Below are 24,170 nucleotides of genomic sequence, written 5' to 3' on the forward strand. Positions count from 1 at the left end.
TTGAAGCTTGCAGCTTGAAGCTTGCAACTTTCGCGGAGTGAACAAGATGATTTCGAAGGAAGGCCTTACTCACCACATCTCCCAGCAGTTCAACGCCGAACTCGAGGAGGTGCGCAGCCACCTCCTGGCGATGGGCGGGCTGGTCGAGAAACAAGTCAACGACGCCGTCACCGCGCTGATCGAAGCCGACTCGGGGCTCGCCCAGCAGGTGCGCGAGATCGACGACCAGATCAACCAGATGGAACGCAACATCGACGAAGAATGCCTGCGCATTCTCGCCCGTCGCCAGCCGGCGGCTTCCGACCTGCGCCTGATCATCAGCATCTCCAAGTCGGTGATCGACCTGGAGCGCATCGGCGACGAATCGACCAAGATCGCCCGGCGTGCCATCCAGCTGTGCGAAGAAGGCGAGGCCCCGCGCGGCTACGTGGAAGTGCGGCACATCGGCGACCAGGTGCGCAACATGGTCCGCGATGCGCTGGACGCCTTTGCCCGTTTCGACGCCGACCTGGCGCTGTCGGTGGCCCAGTACGACAAGATCATCGACCGTGAGTACAAGACCGCGCTGCGCGAGCTGGCCACCTACATGATGGAAGATCCGCGTTCGATCTCGCGCGTTCTGAGCATCATCTGGGTCCTGCGCTCCCTGGAGCGGATCGGCGACCACGCGCGCAACATCTCGGAGCTGGTGATTTACCTGGTGCGCGGCACCGATGTGCGCCATCTGGGGCTCAAGCGGATGAAGGAAGAAGTTGAAGGCACAAGCGCCGAAAGCGCTAATGTTCCGGGTGAAGCTGACGATAAGTAAGGTTGCCCGAGAGAAGCGCCCGGCCCTTTTGGCCGGGCGTTTTCGTTTATGGGGATTGAACTTGAAAAGCAGCGCCCGCGAACGAAAAGTCCTGGCGTGACTGAAGAGTTTTGGCAAAGTGCCATCAGTAAAGCGTTATGCTAGCCGGGATTTTTAAAGGGGTGGTCGATGAGTAAGGTAAGTGTGTTGGTGGTGGATGACGCTTCGTTCATTCGTGACCTGGTGAAGAAGTGTCTGCGCAACTACTTCCCTGGCATCAAGATCGAGGACGCCATCAACGGCCGTAAAGCCCAGGCCCTGCTGGCCCGTGAAGCCTTCGACCTGGTCCTGTGCGACTGGGAAATGCCGGAAATGTCCGGCCTGGAGCTGCTGACCTGGTGCCGCGGCCAGGAAGCGATGAAGGCCATGCCGTTCATCATGGTCACCAGTCGTGGCGACAAGGAGAACGTGGTGCAGGCGATCCAGGCCGGCGTCTCCGGCTACGTCAGCAAACCGTTCACCAACGAGCAGCTGCTGACCAAGGTCAAGCAGGCGCTGAACAAGGTCGGCAAGCTCGACACCCTGATGAACAGCGCGCCGACCAAGATGAACTCGGCGTTCGGCAACGACTCCCTGAGTGCCCTGACCGGTGGCAAGGCCGAAGTCATCGGCGCCGCGCCGGCGGCTGCGGCGGTCAATCCGTTTGCCAAGCCTGCTGTCGTCTCTGCTCCTGCTCCCGCTGCTGCGCCGTCCCGTGGCCTGCTCAACAGCCCGCCGGTGAAGGCGCCGGCTCCTGCCGCCGCTGCGCCTGCCAGTGGTCGCGGCCAGGGCCAGTTGCGCCTGCCCAGCGGTACCCAGCAGTGCGTGATCAAGGCGCTGAGCATCAAGGAGGCGCTGTTGGTGGTGAAGCGTACCGATACGCTGCCGCAGGTGCTCGACAGCGCGGTGCTGGACCTGGAGCAGGGTGACAATGCCGAAGTGGCGCGCCTGAACGGCTACCTGCATGCAGTGGTGGCGTATGAGCCGAAGCCGGACAGCGAGTGGCTGCAGCTGACCTTCCGCTTCGTCGACCAGGATGCGCAGAAGCTCGATTACATCTCCCGCCTGATCGCCCGCGGCACGGCGCAGAAACACTTCGTCCCCGGCGCCTGAGTCCTCTCAGCCCCGTTCCTGACCACTATTTCACGGGCAACCACGCTTCTGTAGGAGCGAGGCTTGCCCGCGATGACGTCCGTTCTGGCGCCACATGTTCTGGACGGCTGCCCCCGACCCTGTAGCCGCTGCCGCAGGCTGCGATAAGGCCGAAGGCCTTCAGCGATCTCAAAAAACTGTACCCGCTTCGTCGGAGCGCCACGCGAAACCTGCTGCAAACACTTTCCTGTACCACGCTTCTGCACGCTGACGAAGGTGATCTGGGGCGTGTCACCCAGGCCTTGCATCCGTTGCTGGAGGATGGCTGTGATGTCTTGCAGGCCACGCAGCACAAGGTGTTGGGGGAGAGACGGTGGTTTGCTGCCGTGTGTCCGATTCTCGGTTTTTCAGGTTGATTTATATCTGTACTGATATAGGTTGTGGTCTGTGCTTTCGGCTTTTCTTGTGCCTGGCCACGCTTTGAAACAACCCGGCCGCGCGCTGTGGCGGTCGGGTTGTTTAACCTCTCCGGGGTCAGTCACGGGAGAGGTTCGATGCCTAGGCACAAGGATGTGGTGTTTGTCGGGAGCGCGCTCCGGGACCTCCGGGCTTTTCCGCTGGATGCGCGAAGGGCCGCGGGTTTTCAACTGGATCTGTTGCAGCAGGGCGAGCAGCCCTATGACTGCCGGTCGATGAAAACCGTGGGGCCGGGGGTGTTCGAGATCAGGATCAGTGAGGATTCAGGGGCGTTTCGGGTGTTTTACGTGGCCAACCGGCCCGCGGCCATTTATGTGCTGCACGCCATGCGCAAGACCACCCGCAAGACCGAAGCGCGGGACATCGAGCTGGCTCGGGCCAGACTTCAGGAGATAAGTGCACGCCATGACCGATCACATGCATACCGAGCGTTTCGCCAGTGTCTGGGACGCGCTCGAAGGTTCGCCGCAGGAAGCCGCCAATATGCGCCTGCGCTCCAAGCTCATGCTGGAACTGGGCAAGACCATCAAGGCCTGGGGCGTTTCGCAGAAGGAGGCCGCCCGGCGGCTCAATATCACCCAGCCGCGACTCAACGACGTGCTCAGCGGCAAGATCAACAAGTTTTCCCTGGATGCGCTGGTCAATCTCTCCGACGCCGCACAACTGGGTGTCGATATCAGTTTCAGTTCGTCGGCAGCGGAACCTCTGGTGCAGGGTTGATTCATACAAAGTCCACGTCGGGCTGCTAGCCTGACTTCAGGCTTTCTTCAGAATCTTGCCCATGTTCACGCACTTGCTGATTTCCTGTGGTCTGTTGCTGGCTGCCACCTCGGCCATGGCCATGACCATCTACAAGTCCACCGACGCCAACGGCGTGGTGTCCTACAGCGACCGTCCGTCGCCGGGCGCCCAGGTGTTCGTGTTTCGCGATCGCATGGTCGAGCACCTGGAGCGCCAGGTGCGTCTGGACGTCGAGAAGAGCTGGGGTGTGGACAGCGTCTTTGTGCGTAACGACCTGTATGCGCCGGTGGAGATCGAGCTGGGGTTTACCGGCCTGAAGAACATCCGCAGCGCCCCCAGGCAGCCGATTCGCCGGGTACTGCCGGCCCGCAGCCGACAGCGCCTGGCGCAGCTCACGGCGATGCAGGCGGGCAAGCCGCTGATCTATGTCCCGCAGTTCCGTTATTCCCTGGGCGACCCTGCAGGCGCCGCCCAGGCCTATCGTTATCCGCTGCCCTGGCGTGGTGGCCCCTTTCGCCTGACCCAGGGCGCCAACGGCCGGTACAGCCACTTCGGCCCCAAGAGCCGGTATGCCATGGACATCGCCATGCCCGAGGGCACGCCGATCATCGCGGCGCGGGGCGGGGTGGTGGTGAAGACCGAGAACCGCCAGAGCGGGCGCGGCACCGACCCTTCCGGCAATTTCGTGCGGGTGCTGCACAACGACGGCACCATGGGGGTGTACCTGCACCTCAAGCGCGGCTCGGTATGCGTGCGTGAAGGCCAGCGGGTCGTGGTGGGCAGCCCGCTGGCGCTGTCGGGCAACACCGGCAACAGCAGCGGCCCGCACCTGCACTTCGTGGTGCAGCGCAATACGGGGCTGGGGCTGGTGTCGATTCCCTATCAGTTCAACCAGCCCATCGGCAGCCTGCCGAATTTCGCGCTAGGCAAAAAGTAGCCGTGTAGCCGCTGCCGAAGGCTGCGATCGACCTGGGTGGCACTCCGACGAAGCGGGCGCAGGATCTTGAGATCGCTGAAGGCCTTCGGCCTTATCGCAGCCTTCGGCAGCGGCTACAGGGTGATCTGCGGGGCGGGTGTCATCAGGGGAGGGGGGCGCGAGCAATCGAGCGTCGATTACTCGCGATAGGGGGCTCAGGCCTTGCTCAATCGAGCATCAACACCTTGGCCAGGACGATTTTCGGGCCTTTCATCTTCTTGATGATGATGCGCAGGCCTTCGACTTCCATGACCTCTTCTTCTTCCGGTACCCGTTTCAGGGTCTCGTAGACCAGGCCGGCGAGGGTTTCGGCCTCGATATGGTCCAGGTCGATGCCCAGCAGGCGTTCCACCTTGAACAGCGGGGTATCGCCGCGCACCAGCAACTTGCCGGGCTGGTAGGCGAGGATGCCGCGCTCGGCCTTGCGGTGTTCGTCCTGGATGTCGCCGACCAGCACTTCCAGCACGTCTTCCATGGTCAGGTAGCCGATGATCTTGCCGTCGGCTTCCTCCACCAGGGCGAAGTGCGAACCGCCTTTACGGAATTGTTCCAGCAGCTGCGACAGCGGCATGTGCCGGGAAACGCGCTCCAGCGGGCGGGTCAACTCGGCCAGGTTGAACGATTCCGGGATGTGGTCCAGCGCCGCCAGTTCCAGCAGCAGGTCCTTGATGTGCAGCAGGCCGACGAACTCGTTGCGCTCGCTGTCGTAGACCGGGTAGCGGCTGAACTTGTGGCGGCGGAACAGGGCGAGGATCTGCTTCAGCGGCGCGTTGAACTCCACGCTGATCAGGTCTTCCCGGGAATTGGCCCAGTCCACCACTTCCAACTCGCCCATTTCCACGGCCGAGGCCAGTACGCGCATGCCCTGGTCGCTGGGGTCCTGGCCCCGGCTGGAGTGCAGGATCAGCTTCAGTTCTTCGCGGCTGTAGTGGTGCTCGTGATGCGGGCCGGGCTCGCCCTGGCCGGCAATGCGCAGGATAGTGTTGGCGCTGGCGTTGAGCAGGTAGATCGCCGGGTACATCAGCCAGTAGAACAGGTACAGCGGCACCGCCGTCCACAGCGACAGCCGCTCGGGCTTGCGGATCGCCCAGGACTTGGGCGCCAGCTCGCCGACCACGATGTGTAGGTAGGAAATGATGAAGAAGGCGGTAAAGAACGACACGCCCTTGACCACTTCCGCCGAGTCCACGCCCACGGCGCTGAGCAGTGGCGCCAGCAGGTGGGCGAAGGCCGGCTCACCGACCCAACCCAGGCCGAGGGAGGCCAGGGTGATGCCCAGCTGGCACGCGGAAAGGTAGGCATCCAGCTGGCTGTGTACGGTGCGCAGGATCTGCCCGCGCCAGCCGTTCTTGTGGGCGATGGCCTCGACCCGGGTCGAGCGCAGTTTGACCATGGCGAACTCGGCGGCTACGAAAAAGCCGTTGAGCAGAACCAGGAGCAGTGCAAAAAGAATCATGCCGAAGTCGGCGAAAAGAGACGCGAGGGTAAAACCAGGGGAAGGGTCCATGATGGAGTTTTGCGGGTTCCGTGTATTCGAAAAAGAGAGAAATGCGCGGCGCAATGGCAGGCGCAAGCCAGCCAATGTAGCGGCTGGCAGGGCGATTGCCTAGTGGCGCGTGGCTGTCACCGCTGGTCGGTCAGGGTGCCGGCACGGAATCTTTTCACCTGGGCCGGGGCGAAATGGCAGGTAAAAGTGCTGCCGTGGCCGGGTACGCTGCTGATCTCCAGGCGCGCCCGGTGGCGCAGCAGCACATGCTTGACGATGGCCAGGCCCAGGCCGGTGCCGCCGGTGTTGGAGTTGCGGCTGGAGTCGACCCGGTAGAAGCGTTCGGTCAGGCGCGGCAAGTGCTTGCTGTCGATGCCGATCCCCGAGTCCTGCACGCTCAGGTGCGCGCCTTGCTCGTCGCCCCACCAGCGGATGCGGATGTTGCCCTCGGCCGGGGTGTATTTCACGGCGTTGAACACCAGGTTGGAAAAGGCGCTGCGCAGTTCCGCCTCGCTGCCCTTGAGCTGGATCTGCGCGTCGGCTTCCAGGGTGATGCGCTGGTTGCGCTCCCCGGACAGCGCCTGGGCATCGCTCTTGATCGATTGCAGCAGCGCATCGATCGGCACCGGCTGGTTGTCCGACGGGTAGTCGGTGGCTTCCAGCTTGGCCAACAGCAGCAGGTCGTTGAGCAGGGTCTGCATGCGCTCGCCTTGCTGCTGCATCTGCTGCAGGGCGCGGCTCCAGCGTGGGTTCACTTCCTCGACGTTGTCGAGCAGGGTTTCCAGGTAGCCGCAGATCACCGTCAGCGGCGTGCGCAGCTCGTGGGAGACGTTGGCGATGAAGTCCTTGCGCATCTGTTCCAACTGGTGGATGCGGGTCACGTCGCGCACCAGCATCAGGTGTTCGTTGTTGCCGTAGCGGGTGATGTACAGCTGGATGCGTATCCGGTCGTTGGTCGGCGAGGGGATCTCCAGTGGCTCGTTGTAATTGTCCTGCTCGAAATATTCCTTGAAGCGCGGATGGCGCACCAGGTTGGTCACCGGCTGGCCGCTGTCCTGCGGGGTCTTCAGGCCCAGCAGGGTTTCCGCGGCGCGGTTCCACCATTCCAGGTTGCCGTCGCTGTCGAGCATGATCACCGCGTCTTTCAGCGCCGCAGTGGACTCCTGGACCCGGTCGATCACCGCTTGCAGGCGCCCGCGCACTCGTTGGTCGCGGCGTTGCAGGTGATAGATGCTGTCGAACACCTCGCCCCACAGGCCGTAGCCATCGGGCGGTGCTTCATCGGGTTGGTGCAGGCGCAGCCATTCGTGCAGGCGCAGCAGTTGCTTGAGGGTCCAGGCCAGATAGATCCCCAGGCCGATGGCCAGGCTCCAGCCGTAGTAACCGCTGATCAGGCCCACCAGCAGGCAGCCGGTGACCAACAGCAGCATGTGGCGAATCAGGGTGCCATGCCAGTTCTGGTTCACTTAACACGCGTCCTTGTAAGCGTCTGGCGAATAAGGGGCCGGCTTCAGGCCTTGGTGGAAAAACGGTAGCCGGTGCCGCGCACGGTTTGTACCAGATTCTCGTAGGCATCGCCCAAGGCTTTGCGCAGGCGGCGGATATGCACGTCGACGGTACGCTCTTCGACGTAGACGTTGCCGCCCCAGACCTGGTCCAGCAACTGGCCGCGGGTGTAGGCGCGCTCCTGGTGGGTCATGAAGAATTGCAGCAGGCGGTATTCGGTCGGGCCCATCTCGGCCGGTTTTCCGTCGATGGTCACGCGGTGGCTGATCGGGTCCAGCAGCAGGCCGCCGACTTCGATCGGCGCCTCGCCGTCGGTCGGGCCGGCGCGGCGCAGCACGGCCTTGAGGCGCGCGACCAGCTCGCGAGGGGAGAACGGCTTGGTGATGTAGTCGTCGGCGCCGACTTCCAGGCCCTGGATCTTGTTGTCCTCTTCGCCCTTGGCGGTGAGCATGATGATCGGGATGTCACCGGTCAGCTCATCGCGTTTCAGGCGCCGGGCCAGCTCGATGCCGGAGGTGCCGGGCAGCATCCAGTCGAGCAGGATCAGGTCGGGCTTGCGGTCGACGATGATGGCATGGGCCTGCTGGGAGTTCTCCGCCTCCAGGCAGTCGTAGCCGGCCATTTCCAACGCAACGGCGATCATTTCGCGAATGGGCGCTTCGTCGTCAACGATCAGAATGCTCCTGCCAACCATGCTTAATCCTCTTGTCATTTAACTGTCTTGCGCCGCATTAGATAACGGAATTATTGCAGTCGTGTGACAGTATTTTAGGTGCTGGGGCGAGGGCTGCATTCGTGGACTAAGCTTTGGGTCCGAATCCTGACAACCACCAAAGAAGGTTTCTATGACTCAACTCACGCAATCCTGGAAAACCCTGTTGCTGAGCGCTGCGCTGGCCCTGCCGGGGCTGGCGTTCGCCGCAGAACCGGCAATGGTCAAGGACGGTATGTTCGTCGATCTCAAGGGCATGACCTTGTACACCTTTGCCAAGGACGCCGGCGGCAAGTCCATGTGTAACGACAAGTGCGCCGCCAACTGGCCGCCGCTGATGGCCGCCAGCGGCGACAAGGCCATGGGCGAGTGGACCGTCATCAAGCGTGACGACGGCTCCATGCAGTGGGCCTACGACGGCAAGCCGCTGTACACCTTCGTGATGGACAAGAAAGCCGGTGACATGACCGGCGACGGTAAGATGGACGGCGCCTGGAAAGTAGCCAAGCCTGATTGATGGCAGGGCGATTATCGCGGGCCAGCCTCTTTCCTGCGCAGGAGCGAGGCTGGCCCGCGATCACGATCCTCAGCGCACCGCGTAATCCACGACTATCCCCAGGAAAATCGCCAACCCCGCCCAGTGGTTATGCAGGAAGGCCTTGAAGCACTTCATCCGGTCGCGATCGCGGGTGTACCAGAACTCCCAGGCAAAACACCCGGCCGCCACCAGCAAACCCAGGTGGAACCAGATACCCAACTCGAAACGCGCGCCCGCCAGCAGCAGGCACCCCAGCGCCAGGCCCTGCAGGGTCAGGATGATCACCCGGTCGGCTTCGCCGAACAGGATCGCGGTGGATTTCACCCCGATCTTCAGGTCGTCGTCGCGGTCGGTCATCGCGTAATAGGTGTCATAACCCACGGTCCACAGCAGGTTGGCGATGTACAACAGCCAGGCGGTGGCCGGCAGTTCGCCGGTTTCGGCGGTGAAGGCCATCGGGATGCCCCAGGAGAACGCCGCGCCCAGCACCACTTGCGGGTAATAGGTGTAGCGCTTCATGAAGGGGTAGGTGGCCGCCAGGGCCAGGCCGCCCAGCGACAGCCAGATGGTCGCCGCGTTGGTGCACAGCACCAGCAGGAAGCTGATGAACATCAGCACGGCGAAGAACACCAGGGCTTCCTTGGAACTGATCTTGCCGCTGACCAGCGGACGCTGTTCGGTGCGCTTCACGTGGCCGTCGACCTTGCGGTCGGCCCAGTCGTTGATCACGCAACCGCCGGCCCGGGTGAGGGTCACGCCGAGGACGAAAATCACGATATTGGCCAGCGATGGCGAGCCTTCGCCGGCAATCCACAGGGCCCAGAGGGTCGGCCAGAGCAGCAGGTAGATGCCGATCGGCTTGTCCATGCGGGTCAGCTGGATAAAGTCCCAGGCGCGCGGATTCAGGCGGTTGAGGGATTTGAGCAGGCTCTGATACATCAGCGGTTCTCCGGCTGGGCGCCGGCGGCGCTCCACAGGGACGGCAGGAAGATTTCGGCGACCAGCACGCTCAGGGTTGCGCGATCGAAGCGTGAACGGCGGGCCCAAAGGTCATCGGCTTGCACCTCGTCGGGCAGCCACGGGCGTGGGTAATGGCAGACCTCGATGGGGCGGCGCGCAAAGGCCTGGTCGCAGAACAGCAGTTCACCCAGGGAGCGGCTACCCAGTTCGTCCATGTTCAGCCCGCCATCCTGCAGGGCGCTACGGGCCGCCACGCTGCGGGCGAATACCCAGGCCTGGCCGTGACCGCGCAGATACACCTCGCGTACCCAGCCCTGGCTACCTAGCGGCAGGTCCAGCGCGGCGCATTCGTCGGCACGCAGGGTCTGCCAGCCCTCGACCAGCGGCGTCACGCTGAAACCGTCATTGGAGAGACGGGTCAGGCGCCGGGTCAGCGAACCTTCATCGAACAGCCAATCGAGGGTCTGTGCGTCGGGGAGGGGCGTCAGCCGGCTTTGCGAGAGCCAGTCCGGGGTGGAAAATGGAGAGATTGAGTGCGGCACAGTGGGTCATTATTGGCAGCAAATGAGGCCGCGAGCTTAGCATGGCGACAGGCGATTTTGCCGCAATGGAGCGGCCGTCCGCAGCGAACGTGCTTGCATCCGTCGGTGCTCATCAGTACAAAACGCGCTGGGCCGGACGCGCCCCCTGGCGTCATCCAGAGTCGATTCATCGACCATCCCGCCGGCAACAGCCTGAGAACCTGAGGAAACGCGTAAATGAAAAAGTGGCAATGTGTGGTCTGCGGCCTGATCTACAACGAAGCCGACGGCTGGCCGGACGACGGAATCGTGCCCGGTACCCGCTGGGAAGACGTGCCTGAAGACTGGCTCTGCCCGGATTGCGGAGTCGGCAAAATGGATTTCGAAATGATCGAGATCGGCTGATCACAACCTGGTGATCCCCTGAACCTGAAGGAGTAAGGAATGAAACCACCTGTCGTCATCGTGGGCACCGGGCTGGCCGGCTACAACCTGGCCCGAGAGTTTCGCAAGCTCGATAGCGAAACGCCGCTGCTGCTGATTACCGCCGATGACGGACGTTCCTATTCCAAGCCGATGCTTTCCACCGGCTTCGGCAAGAACAAGGAAGCCGACGGCCTGAGCATGGCCGAACCCGGCGCCATGGCCGAGCAGTTGAAGGCCGAGGTGCGCACCCATACCCGCATCAGCGGCATCGACCCTGGCCACAAGCGCCTGTGGATTGGTGAAGAAGCGGTGAACTACCGCGACCTGATCCTCGCCTGGGGCGCGGAAACCGTGCGCGTACCGGTGGAGGGCGATGCCGGCGACCTGATTTTCCCGATCAACGACCTGGAAGACTACGCGCGCTTTCGCGCGGCCGCGGCCGGCAAGCGCCGGGTGTTGCTGCTGGGCGCCGGCCTGATCGGCTGCGAGTTCGCCAACGACCTGATCCTCGGCGGTTATGAAGTGGACCTGGTAGCGCCTTGCGAGCAAGTCATGCCGACGCTGTTGCATCCTGCGGCAGCTGCCGCGGTACAGGCCGGGCTGGAAAGCCTGGGCGCGCGCTTCCATCTGGGGCCGGTGCTCAATCGCTTGCAGCGCACAGCGGATGGCCTCGAGGCGCATCTGTCCGACGGCGAGGTGATCGCCTGCGATCTGGTGGTGTCGGCGATCGGCCTGCGCCCACGCATCGACCTGGCCGCCGCCGCGGGGTTGATGGTCAACCGCGGGGTGGTGGTGGACCGGCATCTCAAGACGTCCCACGCCAACATCTATGCCTTGGGCGACTGCGCCGAGGTCGATGGGCTGAATTTGCTGTACGTCATGCCCCTCATGAGTTGTGCGCGAGCGCTGGCACAAACCCTGGCGGGTAACCCGACGGCAGTCAGTTACGGGCCGATGCCGATCACCGTGAAAACCCCGGTCTGTCCATTGGTGGTTTCGCCACCGCCACGCGGCCTGGAAGGCGTGTGGGCGGTCGAGGGGCAGGGCGCCGACATCAAGGCGCTGTGCCGCGATGCCAGCGGCAAGCTGCTGGGTTATGCCCTGACCGGGGCCGCGGTCATGGAGAAATTGGCCCTGAACAAGGAGCTTCCCGGCTTATTGGCCTAAATACCGGTCGTTCTGTCGGAATAATCATGTGTTTGCCGCTACAAAGGTCGCGCAGAGACTGGCGCCACTCCTAACCGCGTGCCATCCTCACACCCGTCTGCCGCAGAGTAGAGCCTGCGGCGCCTTGGGCGCTGTTCCGGAAGAACAGCACGGACATAACAACAAAAAACCGTCAAAGAGGCTTCACTATGCGTAAACCAGAACTCGCCGCTGCAATTGCTGAAAAAGCGGATCTGACCAAAGAACAAGCCAACCGCGTTCTCAACGCCGTTCTCGAAGAAATCACCGGCGCCCTGCATCGTAAAGACAGCGTCACCCTGGTAGGTTTCGGAACCTTCCTGCAGCGTCACCGTGGCGCCCGTACCGGCAAGAACCCGCAAACCGGTGAGCCGGTGAAGATCAAGGCCAGCAACACCGTAGCCTTCAAGCCAGGCAAATCGCTGAAAGACAGCGTCAATCCATAACTGTTGCGAACTCCCTCGATAGCAGGGAGAACCGTATTGAAAAATGGGCAAGCCGATACTTCGGATGCCCATTTTTTATGGGTGGCTGTTCCGTATATAAAGAACAGGAATGCATGAAGCAAGTTTTGTTAGAACTCCATCTGTACTGTTCAAAAAACATACAGATTGTTGCGATAGCAAACTACCGTCTCGAGTGCCATCATATTGGTGGCACTTTTCAAAGTTAGGTGTTGTACGCGGACTGCACTTTTTTATAAAAGTTCAAAATTAAGATTGTTCCCGTATCCGGCACTTTTCGACTCTGTCTGGCATTGTCCCTTAATCATTGAATCGTTCTCTGGTTTATATCGCGCAAGGCTCTGGCCGGCGGCTCCCAGCGTTTCTGGTTGAAATAGGGATTCAACTGACTGCCTAAGGGGAACCCCTGTCATATATAAGGCAATCTCTTACGAGCAGCCGATGACAGTTCGTCTTGTCGTTTGAAGGGATGCTTGCTAGTGGCCATCATACTGATTACGATGCGCGCTCTTGAAAGAGCAGGCTCAATTGGATGAGTACGCTCTTCGATACTGTCCAGCACGTGAAAAAAGTCTCGCGTGCGTATAGACCGTAATCTCAAAAAAGGCCATGGATGTCCTACTCAAGTAAACTTTCTGCCCATTACCTCGACCTCGCCAAGGCCTCTGTTTCCAAAGAGAGTTTTGCGGGCGAGGACGTTCGCTTCTCCAGCGAATACGAGGCACTGGAAAGTGAGCTGTGCAAAGCCCAATCCATGCACGAAAGCGGCCAGATCGACTGGCTGAAAATCCTCGAAAACAGTGAAGCGCTGCTGCGTATCCAGTCCAAGGATCTGCGGGTGGCCGCCTGGCTCACCTGGGCCTTGTATCAGCGTGAATCCTTCCCCGGCCTGCTGGCCGGCCTTGGTCTTCTGCAGCACCTGTGCGAACAGCATTGGGCGCAGATCCACCCCGCCAAACTGCGTACCCGGGCTGCCGCCATCGGCTGGCTGGTGCCGCGTCTCGAGCAGGTGCTGGGCGAAAACATCGCGATCAAGGAGCAACTGCCGCTGTTCCGCCGCCTGGTGGAACACCTGGAAGGGCTCGATACCGTGCTCACCGAGCATCTGGGCGACAACGCGCCCTTGCTGCTGCCGATCTGCCGGCGGCTGTCGACCATGGTCCAGCGCGCCGCCGACAACCAGCCGGAACCCGGCGCCGTGGGCGCGGTGGTGGCGCAGGTCAAGCAGGCCGCGACCCAGCTGTTCACGCCCGGCGCGCCCATCGACAACGAGAAGGAAGCGCAGAAGGCCCTGCGCGCGTTGCAGGAAAACGCCCGGCCGCTGAGCGCCTGGTGGCTCAAGCAGAAGGCCACCGATGTGCGCGCCCTGCGCCTGAACCGCACCATGCTGTGGTTGCCCATCGATGCCGTCCCGGAGCGCAATGCCGAGCAGATCACCGCGTTGCGCGGGTTGCCGGCCGACAAGCTCAAGACCTATCAGGAACGTTTTACCAACGGGCAGTACGCCGACCTGCTGGTGGAGCTCGAAGCCAGCCTGGCCAGGGCGCCATTCTGGTTCGACGGCCAGCGCATGGTCTGGGAATGCCTGCAGGGGCTGAACGCCGACCAGGCGATGCGCGAAGTGGAGTTTCACTTCGCACTCCTGTTGCAGCGTCTGCCGGGGGTGGTCGAACTGCGTTTCCACGACGGCGCGCCTTTTGCCGATCCGGCCACCCGCAGCTGGATCAGCGCTCACGTCATGCCCCATCTGCAAAGCGCCAGTGCGCCGCGCAAGGTCGAAGCGACCACCAGCCAGCCGGCCTGGGAAGAAGCCCTCGAAGAGGTCTTGCCGATCCTGCGCAAGGACGGCCTCAAGGCCGCCGTGCAGGTCCTCAAGCAAGGCCTGCAGAACGCCCACGGCGGGCGGGTGCGGTTCTTCTGGCAGTTCAGCCTGGCGCGGCTGTGCTTCATGGCCAAGAAATACGAACTGGCCAAGACCCAGCTTGAAACCCTCGATCAAGAATTACTGAGCTCGGGCCTGCATGCCTGGGAGCCGGATCTTGCGTTGGAAGTGCTGCACCTCCTGCATAGCTGCTGTGAGTTGTTGCCGCAGAACCACGCAGTGCGAGAACGCAAGGAAGAGATTTATCGCAGGCTGTGCCACCTCGACCTCGAAGTGGTACTCGAATAGGCCCCAGGGCCAACAACCGCAAGGAGAAAAGCCATGGCCAAAGAAGGCTCGGTAGCCCCCAAGGAACGCATCAACGTCACCTTCAAACCCGCCACCGGCGGTGCTCAGGAAGAGATTGAACTGCCGTTGAAGCTACTGGCAATCGGTGATTACACCCAGCGCGTGGACGAGCGCAAAGTGGAAGACCGCAAGCCGATCAGCATCGACAAAATGACGTTCGACGAAGTGCTGGCCAAGCAGGAGCTGAGCCTGACGCTGAGCGTGCCTAACCGTCTTCAGGAAGAGGGCGACACCGAAGAGCTGGCGGTCAAGCTGCGCGTCAACTCGATGAAGGACTTCAACCCGGCCAGCCTGGTCGAGCAAGTGCCTGAGCTGAAAAAACTGATGGAACTGCGCGACGCGCTGGTGGCCCTCAAGGGTCCGCTGGGTAACGCCCCTGCATTCCGTAAAGCCATCGAAGGCGTACTCGCCGACGACGAATCGCGCGGTCGTGTACTCGGTGAGCTGGGCCTGAACGCCGCAGCCACCGAAGCCTGAGTCTCTATCAGTCAAGGAAGCCAAACACTATGAGCACTAGTGCAGCACAACAGAAAAGCAACGAGAACGGCGAGTACAGCATTCTCGACAGCATCATCGCCGAAACCCGCCTGACTCCGGACGACGAAGCCTACGACATCGCCAAGCGCGGCGTGTCGGCCTTCATCGAAGAGCTGCTCAAGCCTCAGAACGACGGTGAGCCGGTCAAGAAGGCCATGGTTGACCGCATGATCGCCGAGATCGATGCCAAGCTCAGCCGCCAGATGGACGAAATCCTTCACCACGAAGACTTCCAGTCCCTGGAATCGGCCTGGCGTGGCCTGCAGTTGCTGGTCGACCGCACCAACTTCCGCGAAAACATCAAGATCGAAATCCTCAACGTCTCCAAGCAGGACCTGCTGGACGACTTCGAAGATTCGCCGGAAGTGATGCAGTCTGGCCTGTACAAGCACATCTACACCGCTGAATACGGCCAGTTCGGTGGCCAGCCGGTGGGCGCGATCATCGCCAACTACTTCATGTCGCCAAGCTCGCCAGACGTGAAGCTGATGCAGTACGTGTCCAGCGTTGCCTGCATGTCCCACGCGCCGTTCATCGCCGCGGCCGGTCCGAAATTCTTCGGCCTGGAAAGCTTCACCGGCCTGCCGGACCTGAAGGATCTGAAAGATCACTTCGAAGGCCCGCAATTCGCCAAATGGCAGAGCTTCCGCCAGTCGGAAGACTCGCGCTACATCGGCCTGACCGTACCGCGCTTCCTGCTGCGCAACCCGTACGATCCGGAAGAGAACCCGGTCAAATCCTTCGTCTACAAGGAAACCGTTGCCAACAGCCACGAGCACTACCTGTGGGGCAACACCGCGTACGCCTTCGGTACCAAGCTGACCGACAGCTTCGCCAAGTTCCGCTGGTGCCCGAACATCATCGGCCCGCAGAGCGGTGGCGCAGTAGAAGACCTGCCGCTGCACCACTTCGAAAGCATGGGCGAAATCGAAACCAAGATCCCGACTGAGGTCCTGGTTTCCGACCGTCGTGAATACGAACTGGCCGAGGAAGGCTTCATCTCCCTGACCATGCGCAAAGGCAGCGACAACGCGGCGTTCTTCTCCGCAAGCTCGGTGCAGAAACCGAAGTTCTTCGGCATCAGCGCCGAAGGCAAGGCTGCGGAGCTGAACTACAAGCTCGGCACCCAGCTGCCGTACATGATGATCGTCAACCGCCTGGCTCACTACCTGAAAGTGCTGCAGCGCGAGCAACTCGGTTCGTGGAAAGAACGTACCGACCTCGAGCTGGAGCTCAACAAGTGGATCCGCCAGTACGTCGCCGACCAGGAAAACCCGAGCGCCGAAGTTCGTGGCCGCCGTCCGCTGCGCGCCGCGCAGATCATCGTCAGCGATGTGGAAGGTGAGCCGGGCTGGTACCGCGTCAGCCTGAACGTGCGCCCGCACTTCAAGTACATGGGGGCCGATTTCACCCTGTCGCTGGTTGGCAAGCTGGACAAAGAGTAACCAGGAGCTAGGTCATGACCGGATACGGCAGCCTTTTCGAACGCCTGAGTGGCGAGGCCGACAAACGTGTCGGCTGGAGCCGCGAGGTTTCCGCCATGGCGTCGGTGGCTGCCCATCTGGGCAAGATGCTCAGCACCCGTGCGGGCAGCGTGCAGACGCTGTCCGATTACGGGCTGCCCGATCTCAACGACATGCGCCTGAGCCTGCACGACGCCCTGAGCCAGGCTCGCCTGGCCATCGAAAGCTTCATCGAAGCCTACGAGCCGCGTCTGAGCAATGTGCGTGTCGTTTCCCTGCCGCGTGATCACGACCAGCTCAAGCTGGCTTTCAATATCGAAGGCCTGCTTGAGGTGGACGGGTTCAAGCGCCAGGTCAGTTTTTCCGCGCGCCTGGATGGCAGCGGACAGGTCAAGGTCAGTTAAGCAAGGAAACGACGATGTCAGGTAAACCCGCAGCACGCGTCAGCGACCCCACCGCCTGCCCGCTCCCCGGCCATGCAACCAACCCGATCGCCGCCGGTTCCGGCGATGTGTTCTTTGACGGCCTGCCCGCCGCCCGCCAGGGCGATACCTCGGCCTGTGGCGGCGCGATGTCCGGCGCCCTGGCGACCACCGTGCTGATCAATGGCAAGCCGGCGGCCACGGTTGATTCGGTCGGGACTCATGGAAATATCGTTATCGGTGGGTCGGGGACGGTGATTATCGGGAATTCCCACTCGGCGGCGCCGTTTGTGGCGCCGGAGCCTGTAGTCATTCCTGGAGTCTTCAATCGTATTTTTTCGTTCCAGACTGCAGATGGGCAGCCAGCCGCCAACTTGAATTACAGGATGGTTTCTGAAAGTGGAATAGAAAAAGCTGGATGTTCATCGGCAGCTGGAGGAACTGGATGTTTTTCAACCGGTAAGCAAAGCGAAATGGTCACCATTTACGTGTCGTCGGAGTAACTGCGTGGAAACCACAATTGTTATCGACGGCGTTTCCCATGTTTTCAAGACTTCCGATAGAAAGACGGAGCTGAAAATTAAGGCGGAAACAACGCCCAGTGAGGACAAGAAGCCGAAACAGCTTCCATTGCCCAATGTCTGGTTGGTAACCAGGAATAATGGGGTGCCGCTTTTTGCTCTAAAACCAGCAGCCTCAGACATTCAATTCCGAATTCTGACGGCTGAGAAGCTGTACGAGGCAAAACGTCAGTGGTTTGAACCGTTGGCGGATAATTACCGGAAAATGATATGGGTTAATCCGGAGTCTCAAACAGCTGGTTCGGAGTCTTATAGTGCGTACAAGCACTTTACATGGGCGCAAATCATCAAGTTCGCAGTCGTGGATCGTATGTCGATCAGCTTTGCACCAAAAATGCCTGGCGACTGGAAAAACAGCGCAGAAGGCGGAGCCAAGTTTCTGATAGTAATGATTGAGGGCAAGCCTTATTGGTCCGATGCTGTAGGGCAGATACCATTCGCTACTGATACATACCGTCTTTATTTTGAAGAAACCAAGCAACTTGAAGCCTCTATCCTGAAGACGGTCGAGACGGGCATGAAGTATGGAGACGGTCTTCCTGTATTTCCAAAGGAAGACTTTTCCAATGAGTATGACAACTACATGGTCTTACGTGGCGCGCTATGGGCTTCTGAAAACTTTGAGCTACGTGTGGAAAAGGTAAGGGTGTTTGCCGGTCGCATGGGCTATCGCGAAAAGATCGTAACCAGCACTGTGTACCGCGGTGCATCGGACCAGAAACTGAGAAGCTCCATTACACAAGATTCGGTACAAAAGTACGGGGTTTGGCAGAAGTGATAGCGAGGATCGCTGTAGGCTTGTTTGTCCACTTCTGTGCCTGTGTGGCATATGTGGTGCTCAACTATTACGGGGTTTCTTTATATAAACACCTGTTTGGTGGGCTGACTTCCCGAGGCGCATCCATCGGGATCGCCATGTACATGGTTTTTTATCTTTTTGTTGCGGTGAACCTTGTTGTTTCTCTAGTTCCAAAGGTCGCAGTTAAATGGGGGGCGCTAATGGTTATGGTCGCCCTGATATCGATTTACCTGCTTCCTGAATACCCTGTTCGAGCATTTGCATACAGTGCGTTGAGCGGCAGCTTGACTGCAGTGGCGATACTTGTTGCGAATAAAGTGAATAAATATTTATCGCAGCGAATCGCAAAGCAAGGGGCAAAGGGTGAACTCAATGACTAAGTTCGCCGGCTTCCTCCTGTTTCCTGTGACCTTGAGACGCGGCGCAACAGGTCTACAACAAACCATTTGTCTGTCGCGAACCGGGGTTCAATAAGTGATGGATCTTAAAGGTTATTTGGCGGTATTGGCGGATAGCGACCTGTTTGGCGTTTTGGCAATCGTCTGTTTTTTTGTGGCGATTGGTGGCCTGTTTGCCGGTATCAGGAATTCCAAGGGGCATAGGGCTCTGGTCTTTCTATGTCTGATGTCTGTTCCGTTGCTTGAGGCCGTTGGTAGCTACTTCGCTAATTTGCCTCCAGCCTGAATGCCGATTTTGGGTTGGGCTGAATGAACTTCCTGAATCAACTGCCCGAATGAATATGAAGACTACGTCGACGCACATACCGAGTTCACCCGAATTCAACACCAAGCAGGTAACCCGTGTCCTTTAACCACTACTACCAAAGCGAACTCACCGCGCTGCGCCAGCTGGGTCGCCGTTTCGCCGAGCGTAGTCCGGCCCTGGCGCCGTTTCTCGGGCAGGCCGGGCGGGACCCGGATGTGGAGCGCCTGCTCGAAGGTTTCGCGTTCCTCACCGGTCGCCTGCGGCAGAAGCTCGATGACGAGCTGCCGGAGCTGAGCCACTCGCTGATGCACCTGCTGTGGCCGAACTACATGCGGCCGTTGCCGGCATTCAGCATCCTGCAGTTCGACCCGCTGAAGCAGTCCGGGCCGGCCCTGCGTGTGGAGCGTGATACGCCGGTGGAGAGCAAGCCCATCGATGACGTGCGCTGCCGCTTCCGGACCTGCTACCCGACCGAAGTCCTGCCGCTGGACCTGACCGCGCTGAACTACTCGGTGAAAGGCGACGGCGCACTGCTCAGCCTGCGCCTGGAGATGAGCTGCGACGGCCATCTCGGCGAGCTGAACCTGAGCCGCCTGCGCCTGCACCTGGCGGGCGAGCGCTACATCAGCCAGATGCTCTACCTGAGCCTGCTGCGCAACCTCGAAGGCATCGAGCTGGTGCCGCTGGGCATGGATGGCAAGCCGTTCCCGGGTGTCAGTGGCAATGCCATGTCGTTCAAGATGCCCGGCAACCGCGTGCAGCCGGTGGGCTTTGCCGAAGAAGAGGCGTTGATCCCGTACCCGCTCAACACCTTCCGCGGTTATCGCTACCTGCAGGAGTATTTCGCCTTCCAGGACAAGTTCCTGTTCGTCGACCTGAACGGCCTGGACCTGCTCAAGTCGCTGCCGGAGGACACCCTCAAGCAGTTGCACGGCCTTGAGGTGCGCTTCGACATTCGCAAGAGCGGCATCCAGCGCCTGCGGCCGACCCTGGACAACGTGAAGCTGTATTGCACGCCGATCGCCAACCTGTTCAAGCACGACGCGCTGCCGATCCGTCTCGATGGCAAGCAGGACGAGTACCTGCTGTTGCCGGCCGAGTACGACCTGGAAAACTGCGGCGTGTTCTCGGTGGAAACCGTGACCGGCTGGAAGCCCGGCGGCCTGGGTTACCAGGAATATGTGCCGTTCGAATCCTTCGAGCACGATCCGAGTTTCGACGTCCCGCAAAGCCGCCCGCACTACAGCATCCGCCAGCGCTCCTCGTTGCTGCATGACGGCCTGGACACCTACCTGAGCTTCGGCATCCGCCACACCGAGGCCCACGAAACCCTGTCCATCGAGCTGACCTGCACCAACCAGAACCTGCCGCGCCGGCTCAAGCTCGGCGAGATCAACCAGGCGTGCGAGGAAACCCCGGAATTCCTCAGTTTCCGCAACATCACCCCGGCCACTTCGAGCTACGCGCCACCGCTGAATCGCGACTTCCTGTGGAAGCTGATCAGCAACATGTCGCTCAACTACCTGTCGCTGGCCAACGTCGACGCGCTCAAGGTGATCCTGGAAACCTACGACTTGCCGCGCTACTACGACCAGCACCTGGAAAAGGTCAGCAAGCGCCTGCTGGGTGGGCTCAAGTCGATCCGCCACGAGCATGTCGACCGGCTGCACCGGGGCCTGCCGCTGCGCGGTCTGCGCACCGAGCTGACCATCGATCCGGAAGGTTATATCGGTGAAGGCGACATGTTCGTCTTCGCTTCGGTTCTCAACGAGTTTTTCGCTCTTTACGCCAGTCTCAACTCGTACCACGAGCTGCGGGTAAAAAGTACACAGGGAGAGGTGTACCAATGGACACCACGTATGGGTCTACAGCCCCTGCTTTAAGCGGGCTGACCCGGGTCATCCGCGAGTACTCGCTGTTCCAGGCCGTGCTGCTGGTGGTGGACCGGCTGCGCGATTCCCATCCGGGCCTGAGCGAAGAGGATCTCTACGACCAGCTGGAATTCCAGGCCAATCCGAGCCTGGGTTTCCCTGGCAGCGACGTCGATCGCGTGGAGTTTTTCGAAGAGCACGGGCAGATGCGCGCGCGCCTGCGGTTCAACCTGATCGGGCTGTTCGGCTCCGGCTCGCCGCTGCCGGCGTTCTACGGTGAGCAGGCCCTGGGCGACAGCGAGGACGGCAACCCGACCCGCAACTTCCTCGACCTGTTCCATCATCGCCTGCAGCGGCTGATGCTGCCGATCTGGCGCAAGTACCGCTACCGCGCCAGCTTCAAGAGCGGCGCGCTCGACCCGTTTTCCGCCCAGCTGTTCGCCCTGATCGGTCTCGGCGGCGAAGACATCCGCAAGGCCAAGGAACTGAACTGGAAGCGCCTGCTGCCGTACCTCGGCCTGCTCAGCCTGCGGGCACACTCGGCGGCGTTGATCGAGGCCGTGCTGCGCTACTACTTCAAGCATGCGGACCTGGTGATCGAGCAGTGCATCGAGCGTCGGGTGGAGATTCTCGAAGAGCAACGCAACCGCCTGGGTCGCGCCAACAGCCAGCTCGGCGAAGACCTGGTGCTGGGCGAGCGGGTGCGCGACCGCAGCGGCAAGTTCCGCATCCATATCCGCCAGCTCGACTGGCAGCGCTTCCACGAATTCCTGCCGATCGGTTTCGGCTACCAGCCGTTGTGCGCGCTGGTGCGGTTCACCCTGCGTGACCCGCTGGACTATGACATTCGCCTGGTCCTGCGCCAGGAAGAAATCCGCGAACTGCGCATCGGTGAGCAAAACGCCTGTCGCCTCGGGTGGACCAGTTGGCTCGGCCGCGAACGCGCGGACGGCGTGGTGACCCTGGGCAGCAAAATTCATTAAGGACAGATGACATGATCAACGTAGACCTGCAGCAACTGATCCAGGCGCTGGACGCCGAAACCCGCCGTGACCTGGAAAGCTCCGCCGAACGCTGCGTCGCCCGTGGCGGCAGCAAGATCCTGGTCGAAGACCTGTTGCTGGGTCTGCTGGAGCGTCCGCAAGGCCTGCTCGCCCGCGCGCTGCAGGACGCCGAAGTGGATGCCGGCGAACTGAGCGCGGCACTGCAATCGCGGGTCGAGCACAGTGCCTCGCGCAACCCGGTGTTCGCCCCGGAACTGGTGCAGTGGCTGCAGGACGCCTTGCTGGTGGCCAACCTCGAACTGGGCCAGAGCCAGGTCGAACAGGCGGCGCTGATCCTCGCCCTGCTGCGCAACCCGATGCGTTACGCCGGTAGCCGTTACCAGCCGCTGCTGGCCAAGCTGAACATCGAACGGCTGAAGGATTTCGCCCTGTCGCAGAAGGAAGAGCCGGCCAGCGGCAAGCCGGCGGCGCCGGGCGAATCGCTGTTGCAGCGCTTCACCCACAACCTGACCCAGCAGGCGCGCGAGGGCAAGCTCGACCCGGTGCTGTGCCGCGATGGCGCGATCCGCCAGATGGTCGACATCCTCGCCCGGCGCCGCAAGAACAACCCGATCGTGGTCGGCGAAGCCGGCGTCGGTAAAACCGCGGTGGTCGAAGGCCTGGCCTCGCGCATCGCCGCCGGTGAAGTGCCACAGGTGCTCAAGGGCGTCGAGTTGCTGTCGCTGGACATGGGCCTGCTGCAGGCCGGCGCCAGCGTTAAGGGCGAGTTCGAGCGCCGCCTCAAGGGCGTAATCGACGAGGTCAAGGCTTCGCCTAAGCCGATCATTCTGTTTATCGACGAAGCCCACACCCTGATCGGCGCCGGCGGCAACGCGGGTGGTTCCGACGCGGCCAATCTGCTCAAGCCAGCCCTGGCCCGCGGCGAGCTGCGGACCATCGCCGCCACCACCTGGGCCGAATACAAGAAGTACTTCGAGAAAGACCCGGCACTGGCCCGTCGCTTCCAGCCGGTGCAGCTGCACGAACCGACCGTCAGCGAGGCGGTGACCATCCTGCGTGGCCTGGCCCAGGTCTACGAAAAGAGCCACGGCATCTACCTGCGCGACGACGCGGTGGTGGCCGCGGCCGAACTGTCGGCCCGCTACCTGGCTGGCCGCCAGCTGCCGGACAAGGCGGTGGACGTGCTCGACACCGCCTGTGCCCGGGTGCGCATCAGCCTGGCGGCGGCGCCGGAGAGCCTGGAACGCCTGCGTGGCGAGCTGGCCGAAGGCGGCCGTCAGCGCCAGGCACTGCGCCGCGATGCAGAGGCCGGCCTGGTGATCGACCAGGAAGCGCTGGACGCGTTGGAAGCCCGTCTGGCCGACGCCGAGGCCGAGCAACAAGCCCTGGAAACCCTGTGGAGCGAACAGCGCACCCTGGCCGAGCGTCTGCTCGAACTGCGCCAGCAACTGGCCAAGGCTCGCGACGCGGCCAACCAGCCACCGCGGGTATCGGTGGAAGAAGACGCCGAAGGCACGGTGATCGAAACCCTCGCCGCCGAAGTGGAAGAAGGGCAGAGCGTCGAGGCGCTGGAGGCTGCCCTCAACGAAACCCATCGCGCCCTGAGCGATGCCCAGAGCCAGGAGCGTCTGGTCAGCTTCGAAGTCTGCCCGCGCCTGGTGGCCGAAGTGATCAGCGCCTGGACCGGTGTGCCACTGACGCAACTGGCCCGTGAACACAACGCCAAGGTGGCGAGCTTCGCCACCGACCTGCGCGCCCGCATTCGTGGCCAGGAGCAGGCGGTGCATGCGCTGGATCGCTCGATGCGCGCCACCGCCGCTGGCCTGAACAAGCCGGATGCGCCGGTGGGGGTATTCCTGCTGGTGGGCCCGAGCGGCGTCGGCAAGACCGAAACCGCCCTGGCCCTGGCCGACCTGCTGTACGGCGGCGATCGCTTCATCACCACCATCAACATGTCCGAGTTCCAGGAGAAGCACACCGTGTCGCGCCTGATCGGCGCGCCGCCAGGCTACGTTGGCTACGGCGAAGGCGGCATGCTCACCGAGGCGGTGCGGCAGAAGCCGTATTCGGTGGTGCTGCTCGACGAGGTCGAGAAAGCCGACCCGGACGTGCTCAACCTGTTCTATCAGATCTTCGACAAGGGCGTGGCCAACGACGGCGAAGGGCGCGAGATCGACTTCCGCAACACGCTGATCCTGATGACCTCGAACCTGGCCAGCGACCGCATCAGCGCCCTGTGTGAGAACGGTGAGCGGCCGAGCGCCGAGATCCTGGAAGAGACCATCCGCCCGGTGCTCAGCAAGCACTTCAAGCCGGCGCTGCTGGCGCGCATGCGCGTGGTGCCGTACTACCCGGTGGGCGGCCCGGTGCTGCGCGAGCTGATCGAAATCAAGCTGGGCCGCCTGGGCGAGCGCCTGAACCGTCGCCAGCTGGATTTCACTTACTGCCAGAACCTGGTCGACCACCTGGCCGAGCGCTGCACCCAGAGCGAAAGCGGCGCGCGCCTGATCGATCATCTGCTCGACCTGCACGTACTGCCGCTGGTGGCCGACCGCCTGCTGGACGCCATGGCCACCGGCGAGAACCTCAAGCGCGTACACGCGACGCTCGACAGCAGCGGCGGCGTGACCTGCGAGTTCGCCTGAGGT

24 protein-coding genes and 1 pseudogene are annotated in these 24,170 nt (G+C 61.7%); 20 read left to right on the forward strand and 5 right to left on the reverse strand.

What is annotated here, in order from left to right:
• Positions 1 to 46 precede the first annotated feature (46 nt).
• The 5 genes and pseudogenes from phoU (at position 47) to NRG23_RS19930 (ending at position 4,073) form a co-directional block, all read left to right on the forward strand.
• A complete protein-coding gene (gene phoU, locus NRG23_RS19910; RefSeq protein ID WP_007928528.1) occupies positions 47 to 808 on the forward strand; it encodes a phosphate signaling complex protein PhoU in 762 nt (253 codons plus the stop codon).
• Positions 809 to 976: 168 nt separating this feature from the next.
• Positions 977 to 1,939, forward strand: a complete 963-nt coding sequence (locus NRG23_RS19915; protein ID WP_016703129.1) for a response regulator — start codon at positions 977 to 979, stop codon at positions 1,937 to 1,939.
• Between the two features lie 533 nt (positions 1,940 to 2,472).
• A pseudogene (locus NRG23_RS19920) lies at positions 2,473 to 2,793 on the forward strand (type II toxin-antitoxin system RelE/ParE family toxin); the annotation flags it as partial.
• A 7-nt stretch (positions 2,794 to 2,800) separates the two neighbouring features.
• Positions 2,801 to 3,115 carry a helix-turn-helix domain-containing protein gene (locus tag NRG23_RS19925; RefSeq protein ID WP_016703130.1) on the forward strand — a complete coding sequence of 105 codons (315 nt, stop codon included), beginning with the start codon at positions 2,801 to 2,803 and terminating at the stop codon, positions 3,113 to 3,115.
• Between the two features lie 61 nt (positions 3,116 to 3,176).
• Positions 3,177 to 4,073, forward strand: coding sequence for a M23 family metallopeptidase (locus tag NRG23_RS19930; protein ID WP_009051601.1), 897 nt, complete (start codon positions 3,177 to 3,179; stop codon positions 4,071 to 4,073).
• 205 nt (positions 4,074 to 4,278) lie between these two features.
• Here NRG23_RS19930 and NRG23_RS19935 read toward each other — a convergent pair whose 3' ends face one another.
• The 3 genes from NRG23_RS19935 to phoB form a co-directional block, all read right to left on the reverse strand.
• Positions 4,279 to 5,619 (reverse strand): hemolysin family protein, encoded by a 1,341-nt coding sequence (locus NRG23_RS19935; protein WP_257371816.1) that lies wholly within the window; start codon positions 5,617 to 5,619, stop codon positions 4,279 to 4,281.
• A gap of 116 nt (positions 5,620 to 5,735) precedes the next feature.
• Entirely contained in the window at positions 5,736 to 7,028 is a 1,293-nt protein-coding gene (phoR, locus tag NRG23_RS19940; RefSeq protein ID WP_257375083.1) for a phosphate regulon sensor histidine kinase PhoR, read from the reverse strand.
• Between the two features lie 80 nt (positions 7,029 to 7,108).
• On the reverse strand, positions 7,109 to 7,798 hold the full coding sequence (gene phoB / locus NRG23_RS19945; RefSeq protein WP_007896474.1) for a phosphate regulon transcriptional regulator PhoB: 690 nt from the start codon (positions 7,796 to 7,798) through the stop codon (positions 7,109 to 7,111).
• Between the two features lie 151 nt (positions 7,799 to 7,949).
• Between phoB and NRG23_RS19950 the strand changes: the two genes are divergently transcribed.
• Complete coding sequence (locus tag NRG23_RS19950; RefSeq protein WP_257371817.1) at positions 7,950 to 8,333, forward strand: hypothetical protein; 384 nt, start codon at positions 7,950 to 7,952, stop codon at positions 8,331 to 8,333.
• A gap of 69 nt (positions 8,334 to 8,402) precedes the next feature.
• On the opposite strand, the gene ubiA is transcribed toward NRG23_RS19950, so the two are convergent.
• On the reverse strand, positions 8,403 to 9,293 hold the full coding sequence (gene ubiA / locus NRG23_RS19955) for a 4-hydroxybenzoate octaprenyltransferase (RefSeq protein ID WP_009051597.1): 891 nt from the start codon (positions 9,291 to 9,293) through the stop codon (positions 8,403 to 8,405).
• Positions 9,293 to 9,856 carry a chorismate lyase gene (locus tag NRG23_RS19960; RefSeq protein ID WP_257371818.1) on the reverse strand — a complete coding sequence of 188 codons (564 nt, stop codon included), beginning with the start codon at positions 9,854 to 9,856 and terminating at the stop codon, positions 9,293 to 9,295. Before NRG23_RS19960 ends, ubiA begins: the two co-directional genes overlap by 1 nt.
• Before the next feature lie 216 nt (positions 9,857 to 10,072).
• Between NRG23_RS19960 and NRG23_RS19965 the strand changes: the two genes are divergently transcribed.
• The 14 genes from NRG23_RS19965 (at position 10,073) to tssH (ending at position 24,167) form a co-directional block, all read left to right on the forward strand.
• On the forward strand, positions 10,073 to 10,240 hold the full coding sequence (locus NRG23_RS19965; protein WP_009051595.1) for a rubredoxin: 168 nt from the start codon (positions 10,073 to 10,075) through the stop codon (positions 10,238 to 10,240).
• Positions 10,241 to 10,279: 39 nt separating this feature from the next.
• Positions 10,280 to 11,428, forward strand: a complete 1,149-nt coding sequence (locus NRG23_RS19970; RefSeq protein ID WP_257371819.1) for an NAD(P)/FAD-dependent oxidoreductase — start codon at positions 10,280 to 10,282, stop codon at positions 11,426 to 11,428.
• A gap of 188 nt (positions 11,429 to 11,616) precedes the next feature.
• Complete coding sequence (locus tag NRG23_RS19975) at positions 11,617 to 11,892, forward strand: HU family DNA-binding protein (RefSeq protein WP_003213368.1); 276 nt, start codon at positions 11,617 to 11,619, stop codon at positions 11,890 to 11,892.
• A 631-nt stretch (positions 11,893 to 12,523) separates the two neighbouring features.
• The gene (gene tssA / locus NRG23_RS19980; RefSeq protein ID WP_257371820.1) at positions 12,524 to 14,080 is read left to right on the forward strand and encodes a type VI secretion system protein TssA; all 1,557 of its coding nucleotides are present in this window, start codon (positions 12,524 to 12,526) and stop codon (positions 14,078 to 14,080) included.
• A 33-nt stretch (positions 14,081 to 14,113) separates the two neighbouring features.
• Positions 14,114 to 14,617: a type VI secretion system contractile sheath small subunit gene (gene tssB / locus NRG23_RS19985; RefSeq protein ID WP_007930286.1), complete on the forward strand. Its 504-nt coding sequence runs from the start codon at positions 14,114 to 14,116 to the stop codon at positions 14,615 to 14,617.
• Between the two features lie 29 nt (positions 14,618 to 14,646).
• Positions 14,647 to 16,122: a type VI secretion system contractile sheath large subunit gene (gene tssC, locus NRG23_RS19990; RefSeq protein ID WP_009051592.1), complete on the forward strand. Its 1,476-nt coding sequence runs from the start codon at positions 14,647 to 14,649 to the stop codon at positions 16,120 to 16,122.
• 14 nt (positions 16,123 to 16,136) lie between these two features.
• Entirely contained in the window at positions 16,137 to 16,544 is a 408-nt protein-coding gene (tssE, locus tag NRG23_RS19995) for a type VI secretion system baseplate subunit TssE (RefSeq protein WP_007930282.1), read from the forward strand.
• 14 nt (positions 16,545 to 16,558) lie between these two features.
• Positions 16,559 to 17,065: a PAAR domain-containing protein gene (locus NRG23_RS20000; RefSeq protein WP_373922230.1), complete on the forward strand. Its 507-nt coding sequence runs from the start codon at positions 16,559 to 16,561 to the stop codon at positions 17,063 to 17,065.
• 4 nt (positions 17,066 to 17,069) lie between these two features.
• Positions 17,070 to 17,921 (forward strand): hypothetical protein, encoded by an 852-nt coding sequence (locus NRG23_RS20005; protein WP_257371823.1) that lies wholly within the window; start codon positions 17,070 to 17,072, stop codon positions 17,919 to 17,921.
• A complete protein-coding gene (locus NRG23_RS20010) occupies positions 17,918 to 18,322 on the forward strand; it encodes a hypothetical protein (protein ID WP_016703139.1) in 405 nt (134 codons plus the stop codon). The genes NRG23_RS20005 and NRG23_RS20010 overlap by 4 nt, the downstream gene beginning before the upstream one ends.
• Before the next feature lie 97 nt (positions 18,323 to 18,419).
• The gene (locus NRG23_RS20015) at positions 18,420 to 18,626 is read left to right on the forward strand and encodes a hypothetical protein (RefSeq protein WP_023967800.1); all 207 of its coding nucleotides are present in this window, start codon (positions 18,420 to 18,422) and stop codon (positions 18,624 to 18,626) included.
• 116 nt (positions 18,627 to 18,742) lie between these two features.
• Entirely contained in the window at positions 18,743 to 20,530 is a 1,788-nt protein-coding gene (gene tssF / locus NRG23_RS20020; RefSeq protein WP_007930278.1) for a type VI secretion system baseplate subunit TssF, read from the forward strand.
• Positions 20,494 to 21,501, forward strand: a complete 1,008-nt coding sequence (gene tssG / locus NRG23_RS20025; protein WP_007930277.1) for a type VI secretion system baseplate subunit TssG — start codon at positions 20,494 to 20,496, stop codon at positions 21,499 to 21,501. The genes tssF and tssG overlap by 37 nt, the downstream gene beginning before the upstream one ends.
• 11 nt (positions 21,502 to 21,512) lie before the next feature.
• A complete protein-coding gene (gene tssH / locus NRG23_RS20030; protein WP_101283998.1) occupies positions 21,513 to 24,167 on the forward strand; it encodes a type VI secretion system ATPase TssH in 2,655 nt (884 codons plus the stop codon).
• Positions 24,168 to 24,170 lie beyond the last annotated feature (3 nt).

The sequence above is a fragment of the Pseudomonas sp. T8 genome, assembly GCF_024610635.1.
GTDB lineage: Bacteria > Pseudomonadota > Gammaproteobacteria > Pseudomonadales > Pseudomonadaceae > Aquipseudomonas > Aquipseudomonas chlororaphis_I.

Bases quoted from the DNA above. Each gene is read 5' to 3' on its own strand.
- phoU (WP_007928528.1), top strand. From the start codon at position 47: ATGATTTCGAAGGAAGGCCTTACTCACCACATCTCCCAGCAGTTCAAC.
- NRG23_RS19915 (WP_016703129.1), top strand. From the start codon at position 977: ATGAGTAAGGTAAGTGTGTTGGTGGTGGATGACGCTTCGTTCATTCGT.
- NRG23_RS19925 (WP_016703130.1), top strand. From the start codon at position 2,801: ATGACCGATCACATGCATACCGAGCGTTTCGCCAGTGTCTGGGACGCG.
- NRG23_RS19930 (WP_009051601.1), top strand. From the start codon at position 3,177: ATGTTCACGCACTTGCTGATTTCCTGTGGTCTGTTGCTGGCTGCCACC.
- NRG23_RS19935 (WP_257371816.1), bottom strand. From the start codon at position 5,619: ATGGACCCTTCCCCTGGTTTTACCCTCGCGTCTCTTTTCGCCGACTTC.
- phoR (WP_257375083.1), bottom strand. From the start codon at position 7,028: ATGCTGCTGTTGGTCACCGGCTGCCTGCTGGTGGGCCTGATCAGCGGT.
- phoB (WP_007896474.1), bottom strand. From the start codon at position 7,798: ATGGTTGGCAGGAGCATTCTGATCGTTGACGACGAAGCGCCCATTCGC.
- NRG23_RS19950 (WP_257371817.1), top strand. From the start codon at position 7,950: ATGACTCAACTCACGCAATCCTGGAAAACCCTGTTGCTGAGCGCTGCG.
- ubiA (WP_009051597.1), bottom strand. From the start codon at position 9,293: ATGTATCAGAGCCTGCTCAAATCCCTCAACCGCCTGAATCCGCGCGCC.
- NRG23_RS19965 (WP_009051595.1), top strand. From the start codon at position 10,073: ATGAAAAAGTGGCAATGTGTGGTCTGCGGCCTGATCTACAACGAAGCC.
- NRG23_RS19970 (WP_257371819.1), top strand. From the start codon at position 10,280: ATGAAACCACCTGTCGTCATCGTGGGCACCGGGCTGGCCGGCTACAAC.
- NRG23_RS19975 (WP_003213368.1), top strand. From the start codon at position 11,617: ATGCGTAAACCAGAACTCGCCGCTGCAATTGCTGAAAAAGCGGATCTG.
- tssA (WP_257371820.1), top strand. From the start codon at position 12,524: ATGTCCTACTCAAGTAAACTTTCTGCCCATTACCTCGACCTCGCCAAG.
- tssB (WP_007930286.1), top strand. From the start codon at position 14,114: ATGGCCAAAGAAGGCTCGGTAGCCCCCAAGGAACGCATCAACGTCACC.
- tssC (WP_009051592.1), top strand. From the start codon at position 14,647: ATGAGCACTAGTGCAGCACAACAGAAAAGCAACGAGAACGGCGAGTAC.
- tssE (WP_007930282.1), top strand. From the start codon at position 16,137: ATGACCGGATACGGCAGCCTTTTCGAACGCCTGAGTGGCGAGGCCGAC.
- NRG23_RS20000 (WP_373922230.1), top strand. From the start codon at position 16,559: ATGTCAGGTAAACCCGCAGCACGCGTCAGCGACCCCACCGCCTGCCCG.
- NRG23_RS20015 (WP_023967800.1), top strand. From the start codon at position 18,420: ATGGATCTTAAAGGTTATTTGGCGGTATTGGCGGATAGCGACCTGTTT.
- tssG (WP_007930277.1), top strand. From the start codon at position 20,494: ATGGACACCACGTATGGGTCTACAGCCCCTGCTTTAAGCGGGCTGACC.
- tssH (WP_101283998.1), top strand. From the start codon at position 21,513: ATGATCAACGTAGACCTGCAGCAACTGATCCAGGCGCTGGACGCCGAA.